The sequence below is a fragment of the Streptomyces sp. SDr-06 genome (genome assembly GCF_003324565.1).
Lineage (GTDB): Bacteria > Actinomycetota > Actinomycetes > Streptomycetales > Streptomycetaceae > Streptomyces.
In genome coordinates, this window is sequence record NZ_QOLA01000027.1 from 90105 (window position 1) to 97890 (window position 7786).

Genomic DNA, 7786 nt, shown 5'->3' on the forward strand with positions numbered 1-7786 from the left:
CGATCCTGCGCCTATGCCCCCGTCGCCTCTCGTGTCTTCTTCACCTCTGGCAGGTATTCAGGGGCAAGGAGGACACATGGCGCTCAGATCGCGTAGCAGTCCGTCCAGTCGCTGGGCTGCGACTTGGGCACAGTGCAAATCACCGTCTGATCGAGGTGGCGGCCATTGTGTTCCCCCACCCCCCGAACTGCTACGTCACCCTTCCACCAGACACCGTTGATGCGGGTCCAGGGGTTGGGAGTCGCAATCCAGCCCGTGCAGTAGTAGGTACCGTTTTGGTTATGGCCGCATGCCTGGATGTAGTCCGCATAGTTCGTGTGAACGGTGAGGTGCTGGCCGTTCGTTGCAGCGCTTGCGGGCGAGGCCCCGAGCACTGCGGCCGCGCCAAGCCCGAGGACAGCAGCCCCCAGAGCCGCGCTCCTCTTCAGATGGAATGTCACGCAAATCCTCCCCGTAGTTGCCGGAACATCATTCCGGCCTTGAAGCCCCCGTCTTCGAATTCCCGAAGACTGCGGCCCCATTGACTGATCGGCACGCTACCCAGCCTGACTTGCACGGCGAATCCATCACGGGGTGGAGTTCCGTGTAAACCCAGGGCGTACCTCGGGCGTAGATAGGTAAACCCACGCGGTTCACGAGTCAGAGGATCAAGTCGATCGGCGACTGGACGCGAGCCCCCACCGTCGGGGACGCGCTCGTGTAACTGATCGTTTCGGAATTCCGTCCTGCGGAGACGCCAGTGGCCCAGGGAACAATCCCTGCAACCATGGGCTCAGGGGGATGCGGGCGGTGGGCCCCGGTGCGCGACGGCGTCGACAACGCGATGGAGATCCTCGTGGAGATCGCCGCAGACGAGAAAGAGGCCCCCGGACCCAGGGCGAAGCCGTCGGCTGCCTGTTGACCGAGCACTGCCCCCCCTCACACCGACCCGGCGGACCAGGGCATCCTGGAGCCGCTGTTCAAGCTGGCGGAGGAAGTCCCGTTCGGGATCGCCCGGGACATCAAGAGCCGCTGACCCCAGCGTCGTCGCTCAGTCCTGTGGCGCCGCGCCGGGCAGTTCGCCGACGAAGCCCCACCACTGCTGGATGGTCCACACGGCGACGCTGGAGCGGTCCGTGGACATCCGAAGCCACACTTCTTCACCGCCGGGCATGAGGGCCACCTCCAGGTGCGGGTCGTCCCATGTGCCCATCGGGTACATCCACTCGATGCCGTCGGGCCAGGTCCGCATCGCCACCGTGCGCACGCTCAGCGCCGCGGCCAAGGCGTCCAGCGCCGCCTTGGGGATCCGCACTTCGGCCGGCTCCCGCTCAATCCCTGCCACCTCAGGCCCCTCCCGGTAGGTGTCCTACGTCAGTCCTGCGAAGCGCCCATGGACTTGAAGGTTTCGCGCATCAACTGGTCGATGGTGCCCGGCCGCTCGACGAGGGAGTCGAAGAGATCCGCGAGCAGCCACAGCACGAAGCCGTGAACCAGGGCCTCCTGCGGCTCAATCGTCCCGAACCGGTCGCGCCAGGCGACGGTGTCCATGCCCATGGCGGCGGCCATGAGGACTCCGGTGGCCATCGGCACCTGCTCCGGGTCGGCCATCTCGAAGGTGGGCAGCTTGCGGATCACCGCGGGGATGAGTTCGCCCAGCGGATCGAGGCGCTTCCCACCGCCGGGCGGCTCGGCGATCAGGTAGCCGGTCAAGACGCCCACCAGGAACACCGTGCCCCGAGAGATCTCCTCACGCCCTACGGAGTCCACCGCGGCCTCCACCCGCTGCTGCGCCTCCTGGCGCTCCTTGACGGCCGTCCGCTTCTCCAGGACGCGGTAGGCGTCCCACGCCGCCCGGACCGCCTCGTCCACCACCACGCCGTCGCTGCTCATGCAAGCGACCGTAGACGAGACGACTTGATCCGCGAAGACATGGAGCAACCGGGACCCCCGCTTCCGGCGGGGACCTATCACGCTCACAGGCCGCTTCCCCAGGTAGCCGCGGTGAACGATGAGGCGGTGAGGCGGAGCTCGCGCCCTGTGCTCCCGCACGCCGTAAGCCACTGTGCGATCCTGTGTGGATGCCGGCGGACGATCCGGTCAGGTCCGATGGCTTTGTGCCATTCGTCGGCAACCCACCTCCAGCATCACTGCGGTGCCGCTACACAAGAAGATGGGCGGCAACATCCAGCCGCCCCAGAGGTGAATGCCAGTCGGTGGGGGAGGACAGGACGATTGCTGACCATCAACGTGGCGGTGCTGCTCGCAGTCATCGTGTTCTTCCGGCTGCGGCGACGTACCCAGGCCCGCAGCCGGAACGAGGAGCGAACCACCGCCGTCATCATCCTGGCGCTGGGCGTCTTGATCGCGCCCACCCCGGCGGGCCAGGGGCTCGTGCACATCCTGGAACAGCTGGCGAGCGGTGTCACCCAGGCCAGCCGATGAGTCCTCGCACGCGTACGGGCCGGACGGCGCCCGTGGGTGCGCAGTGCGGGGCACGGGCTGGGGGAGCGGGGGAGTGATGGCGGCACGGCGACGGCGCTTGAAGAAGCGGACGCGCAAGCAACTGCAGGGCTGGGGCGCGGTGGTGGCGGTGGCCGCCGTGGTGTGGGTCGCGGGGCACTGGTCGCTGGTGTGGCCCGTCCTGGTGGCCGTGCTCGCCGCGGCCGTGGTGGGCGGGGGCGGCTGGGCACTGTGGCGGGCGCACCGCCTGGCGGTCGGCCAGGACCGTGCGTGGCGGGCGCAGGAGGAGGCCAGGGCACGGGAGTTGTCGATGGCCGAGGTCGACGCGTTGTCGTGGCAGGACTTCGAGAGGTACGTAGCGGAGCTGTGCCGCCGCGACGGCTGCCGGGACGTCGTCGTCAGCGGCAAGAGCGGCGACCTGGGCGCCGATGTCGTCGGCTACCTGGCCGACGGCCGCAAGCTGGTCGTCCAGGTGAAGAAGTACGCCGCGCACCGAAGCGTGGGCTCGCAGGACATGCAGAAATTCGTCGGCACGGCCCGCCTCGAACACGGCGCGGACGTCGCCCTGTTCGTCACGACCAGCCGCTCGTTCACGAAGGACGCGCTGGGCCTGGCGCTGCGCCAGGACATCGTGGCCCTGCACCGCGACCTCCTGGGCGCCTGGGTCAAGGGCGCCCACCTGGCGACCCTGATCCCGTTGAACGGCAGCGGCGGCGGGACACGGCGCCCGCCCGTCTGACGGGAAGCTGCCCGCGGTACGGACCACCAGAGGCGCTGAGGGGTGGGTCGTGACAGGGCGGGGGAGAACGCAACAGCGCCGGGCGATTGAGGAGTTGGACGGGCAGGCGGCACGGAGGGGAGGGTGACGACGTGCCGCAGCGATCGAAGAAGTACGTATGTCCCGAGCACGACACCCCGACGAAGGCGAGCCTGCGCAGCGGCCGCCTGTACGAGCATGACGCTCCCGACGGCCCTTGCCCGGAGTCCGGGGCCGTGGCCTGACCCTTTGGCCGAGGCTGACCAGGGCCGGCAGCGGCGTGCGCGCTGATGAGGAAAGGGTCACCTCCTCCGGCAGGTCGCCGCTGCGGGCGTGAAGCCACGAGAGATCGCGCCTCGGGGCTGGAGGCGGCGCGTACGCAGGCACACCGGATTCCCGGATAAGATTTTTATAAACAACCAGGCCGGGAGGGTGTCGGCGGGAGAGGCCGGGGCATTCGATGCCCTGGAGGTTGATAACTATGGTTCCCCTTCTTCTCGTTCTTCTGCTGGCTCTGATTCTCTTCGGTGCGGGTTTCGCTCTCAAGGCGCTCTGGTGGATCGCCGTCATCGTGCTCATCGCCTGGCTGATCGGGTTTGTCGCCCGCCCCAAGGGCGGAAGCGCACGCTGGTATCGCTGGTAGCCGGCACAGACGGCAGTGCGACTCCTGGTTGTGGGCCCCCGCGCTTCGGCGCGGGGGCCCACCCATTCTTTGTCGTGCGCGTCCAATCACGGGGGAAATGGGGGCCATCGCGTTCCGGATCGTGGGTATGGGCATTACGTGGCCGTGGCGCGGTATCCGCGCACGGGAACCGCGCCTCCAGGAAATCGCGCCACGGCCCGCCCGATTTGCGTCGTGCCCGTTGATGCGAAGGCGTCGCGGGCAGGCGGCTCACCGATGACGACCGGGAGGGCCAGGACCCGCTGTACGAAGGGATCCTCGACGAGCTCCTGCGGCACGCGGACCGGCTCCCCATGGCGATCAGCTGGTTCCTGAAGCAGTCCACGTGCCGGTTTTGGTTGGTTGCCGTCACGGGTGCTGTTGACGCCACCGGCTTGCCGTCAGGGCGAACATGAGCGTTCCGGCCTCGCCGGATGCGGGCTCTTGCGGGTATTCCGGCCGGCTGGCGTCGGCCTGCTGTGCGGGCTGGAAGCCGGCGCGTTCCAGGACTCGGGCCGAGGGGGTGTTGCGGGCATCGCAGTCCGCGGACACCTTCTGCAGTCCCCGCGTGAAGAGGTGCTCGACCATGGCCTGGACTGCTTCGGTGGCGTAGCCGCGGTGGTGGTGTGCGGGGGCCAGGGTGAAGCCTATGACGGCATGCAGTCGGTCGTCGCCGAGCAGCACACCGAGATCACCCACCAGAGCCCGGCTCGCCCGCAGTTCGATCGCGTACTGGAACCAGCCGGGTTCGTCGGGGTCCCCGTTGCTGTAGGCACGGACCTGTGCGACGGCCGCCTCGGCGGTGAGAGGAGAGGGCCAGCCCTGGTAGCGGGCGATCTCCGGATTGTTGCGGTAGGCGGCCATCGGGGCCGCGTCGTCGAGGGTGAAGCGGCGCAGCAGGAGGCGGGGTGTTTCTATCTCGATCATCCGTGCAGCCTGGTTGATAACTGACTTGCACGACTTTACAGACACACCACCGTCAGGGCGGCAAGCGTCCACAGGGCGATACCCGGGGTGCCGAGGCGGAAGAGCACGGGGGTGGCGGCGAGGCCGTAGGGAATGCTCCACCAGCGGTGGAGATCGCGGCGTTGGGGGCGTCGTGGCGGAAGAGGCGGTGGGCGATCCAGGCGCGGGCGTCGGTCGTGGCGCGGGGGCGGACGTAGGGCTCGTAGACGGCGGCCAGGAGGATCAGGTAGCCGTTGAGGGCCCCTGCTTGGCCAGGCCGGCGATCGTCCGCATCGCCGATGACCAGGCCGACGACCGCTGGTCGGCCACGGACTGGCAGCACGCCGCCGAACGCGCCTTCACCGCCCTGGGCTCCCTGAGTGTCCGAGAGAAGTGTGGTCGGATCATGGAGCGGTGTGGAGGACTTCGCGGATCAGCAGGTCGAGGTCGTCTGTGGTGGTGCGGTAGTTGCACAGGCAGGCGCGCAGGGCGGTGTGGCCGTGGACGGTGACGGTGGCGAGGTAGGCGCGCCCGCCCACTTGCACGCGGCGGGCGACGTGGGTGTGCAGGGCATCCGGGTCGCCCTCGACGGGGTCGGCGATGCGGAAGCAGGCGACTGGCCAGGGGCCGCTGGCCAGAAGTTCCAGCCGGGGCTCGGCGATGATCTTGTGGCGGAGCTGGTCGGCGAGGGCGAGGTAGTGCTCGATCAGGGTGGTGACGCCGTTGCGGCCCAGGTGGTTCAGGGTGGCCCACAGGGCCAGGGCGCGGGAGCCGGGACGGGTGAGTTCGATGGTGGCGTGGGAGAGCCACGGCAGCGCGTCGCGTTCGTCGGCGGTGAGGTAGGAAGCCTGGTGGGCGAAGGCCGTGTGCAGGTGTTCGGGGTCCGGGACGAGGAGTGCGCCGCAGCCCACGGGCACGCTGAGGGTCTTGTGGGGGTCGACGGTGAGCGAGTCGAGGTCCCCGACCCCCTGGTAGAGGGGGGCGAGAGCGGGGGCAGTGGCGCCGAGGCCGCCCCAGGCGCCGTCGGCGTGGTGCCACATCCCCGTACGCCGGCACAGGTCGGTGACGGGTTCGAGGGGGTCGACGGCTCCGGTGGCGGTGGTGCCCAGGGTGGTGACGGTGCAGAACGGCAGCAGACCCGCGTCCAGGTCGGCGGTCACCGCGGCCTGCAGGGCGGTGGGGTCCAGGCGGTCGTTGTCATCGGTGGGGACGGGGCGCAGGCGGTGGGCGGGCAGGCCGATGCAGGCGGCGGCTCTGGCCACCGACATGTGGGCCTGGGCGCTGTAGTAGAGGGTGAGGCGGGCGTGGTCGCGGTCGTAGGCGGGGCCGTCGGCGGAGCCGCGGCGGGTGAGATACCAGGTGCGGGCGGTGGCCAGGGCGAGGAGGTTGGCCATGGAGCCGCCGCTGATCAGCACCCCGCCTGTCGTGTCGGGCAGTCCCGCGAGTTGGGCGAGCATGTGGACGGTGCCGCGTTCCAGGTCCATGAGGGCGTTCTCGCCCATCCCGCAGGTCGCGTTGATGGCGCAGGCCAGGAGCTCGGCGACCAGGCCGGCCGGTGCGGGCGGGGAGTTGACCCAGGCGAAGAACGCGGGGTGCCCGTTCCCGGTCGGGTACGGGGCGATCTCGTCCCGTACGAAGTCCAGGACCCGGCCCAGGTCCTGCCCCTGCGAAGCGAGTGTTGGCGTGCGCAGCCGGGCCCGCTGCTCCGCCGCCATCGAACGGCACACCGCGCCCTCCGGGAGATCGTCCAGGTATTGGGACACCCACTCCGCCGCGCCGACGAGTTGGTCGCGCAGTACCTTCGGGTGGACCCCGAGCAGCCCCTGGCCCAGGGGCGGAACGGTTTCGGTCCACTGAGCCGGGTCCAGGTCGGGCGAGCGGTGAGCCATGGCGGCGGGAAAACCTTTCGTCGTCACAAGGCCCCAGGTCAGCGCGCCGAGGACCATGCTCGTAACGAGCAGTCCCGTCGGGCGTCACGCGAAGCAGCAAGCGAGGACGATCACGATCGTCACGTCCGTCGCAACCTGACCACGTAGCAGCGCCCCGGATCCGCCTGCACGGGTGCGGGGTGCTGCTGTGGTCCGGTGCGGATGAAGGCCCGCAGTGGCGGGCGGGTGCGTGACACGCCGGGGAATCGCAACCCTGGTGGTCTGGACCTGAAGGTGCGCGACATTAGGCGCACTTGGCGGGGGGTTTACCCCTGCTGGGGGACGCAACATGTGCAACGAGACGGCCATGACCAGGCCTTCCCTCGGGCTCACGTATGGTCCGGACAGTCCTTTGTCTGGCATGTCCACGGCGAGAATGCCTGAGGTGTGGGGCGCGCAGATCATGAGGAGATCACTGATGCAAATGAACATCCGGCGCACAGCTACTACCAGTGCCGTCGTCGCCACCGCGGTCGCGGCGACCATCGGCGTCGGTATGGGTGCTTCGGCGGCGCCGGCGACAGCGAAGTCCGATGTCCCGCGGCCTGCCGCCGCATCCGCCGTCCAGTCCGCCGGCGAGCTGACGCAAGGCGGCCTGTACCGGTTCGTCTCCCAGCGCTACGAAGCACTCGATGTCGACGGAAGCCAGGCCTCCGACGGCACCAAAGTCCAGACTTGGCAGTCGAACGGGTCGCCGGCCCAGACCTGGCGGTTCTGGGACGCTGGAGACGGCAGTCACCTCGTCGAAACCACGGTGCCCGGAGGTGCCGACAAGGTCCTCGATGCCGATGTGAACAAGGGCACGGCCAGTTTGTGGCAGCTGAACGGGGCCAACGGTGAGGCGAATCAGCGCTGGAGCTTCGAGTCGGCGGGCGGCGGCTGGTTCAAGGTCCGCAACGTGGCCAAGGGGTGTCTGACCGCCGGAGCCGCCACGGGCGACCCGGTCAGCGTGACCGACTGTGGTGACGACCTGTCGCAGTTGTGGTGCCTGGAGTCCGCCGAGCCTCGGAGCGGCCCGACTGCCGAGAAGGGCATCCGAGGCGAGACGGCCAG

General features: G+C 69.1%; 10 protein-coding genes. 5 read left to right on the forward strand and 5 right to left on the reverse strand.

Going from position 1 to position 7786, the window contains the following annotated elements:
• Window positions 1-83: 83 nt before the first annotated feature.
• The 3 genes from DT019_RS39215 to DT019_RS34360 form a co-directional block, all read right to left on the reverse strand.
• Window positions 84-440: a hypothetical protein gene (locus DT019_RS39215; RefSeq protein ID WP_147267382.1), complete on the reverse strand. Its 357-nt coding sequence runs from the start codon at window positions 438-440 to the stop codon at window positions 84-86.
• A 590-nt stretch (window positions 441-1030) separates the two neighbouring features.
• A complete protein-coding gene (locus DT019_RS34355; RefSeq protein WP_114040903.1) occupies window positions 1031-1324 on the reverse strand; it encodes a hypothetical protein in 294 nt (97 codons plus the stop codon).
• A 29-nt stretch (window positions 1325-1353) separates the two neighbouring features.
• Window positions 1354-1872: a hypothetical protein gene (locus DT019_RS34360; RefSeq protein ID WP_114040904.1), complete on the reverse strand. Its 519-nt coding sequence runs from the start codon at window positions 1870-1872 to the stop codon at window positions 1354-1356.
• Window positions 1873-2214: 342 nt separating this feature from the next.
• Between DT019_RS34360 and DT019_RS34365 the strand changes: the two genes are divergently transcribed.
• The 4 genes from DT019_RS34365 to DT019_RS34375 all read left to right on the forward strand — a co-directional run bounded on the left by DT019_RS34365 (window position 2215) and on the right by DT019_RS34375 (window position 3842).
• Entirely contained in the window at window positions 2215-2424 is a 210-nt protein-coding gene (locus tag DT019_RS34365) for a hypothetical protein (protein ID WP_114040905.1), read from the forward strand.
• 76 nt (window positions 2425-2500) lie between these two features.
• A complete protein-coding gene (locus tag DT019_RS34370) occupies window positions 2501-3181 on the forward strand; it encodes a restriction endonuclease (protein ID WP_114040906.1) in 681 nt (226 codons plus the stop codon).
• A 131-nt stretch (window positions 3182-3312) separates the two neighbouring features.
• Window positions 3313-3444, forward strand: coding sequence for a hypothetical protein (locus DT019_RS40845; RefSeq protein WP_262985361.1), 132 nt, complete (start codon window positions 3313-3315; stop codon window positions 3442-3444).
• A gap of 236 nt (window positions 3445-3680) precedes the next feature.
• Window positions 3681-3842: a hydrophobic protein gene (locus tag DT019_RS34375; RefSeq protein WP_114040230.1), complete on the forward strand. Its 162-nt coding sequence runs from the start codon at window positions 3681-3683 to the stop codon at window positions 3840-3842.
• 387 nt (window positions 3843-4229) lie between these two features.
• Here the strand turns inward: DT019_RS34375 and DT019_RS34385 are convergent, their stop codons facing one another.
• Window positions 4230-4787, reverse strand: coding sequence for a GNAT family N-acetyltransferase (locus DT019_RS34385; RefSeq protein WP_114040908.1), 558 nt, complete (start codon window positions 4785-4787; stop codon window positions 4230-4232).
• Between the two features lie 422 nt (window positions 4788-5209).
• Window positions 5210-6694 carry a pyridoxal phosphate-dependent decarboxylase family protein gene (locus tag DT019_RS34390; RefSeq protein WP_114040921.1) on the reverse strand — a complete coding sequence of 495 codons (1485 nt, stop codon included), beginning with the start codon at window positions 6692-6694 and terminating at the stop codon, window positions 5210-5212.
• A gap of 457 nt (window positions 6695-7151) precedes the next feature.
• Between DT019_RS34390 and DT019_RS34395 the strand changes: the two genes are divergently transcribed.
• The coding region (locus DT019_RS34395; protein WP_189390195.1) for an RICIN domain-containing protein at window positions 7152-7786 on the forward strand (635 nt) is incomplete at its 3' end.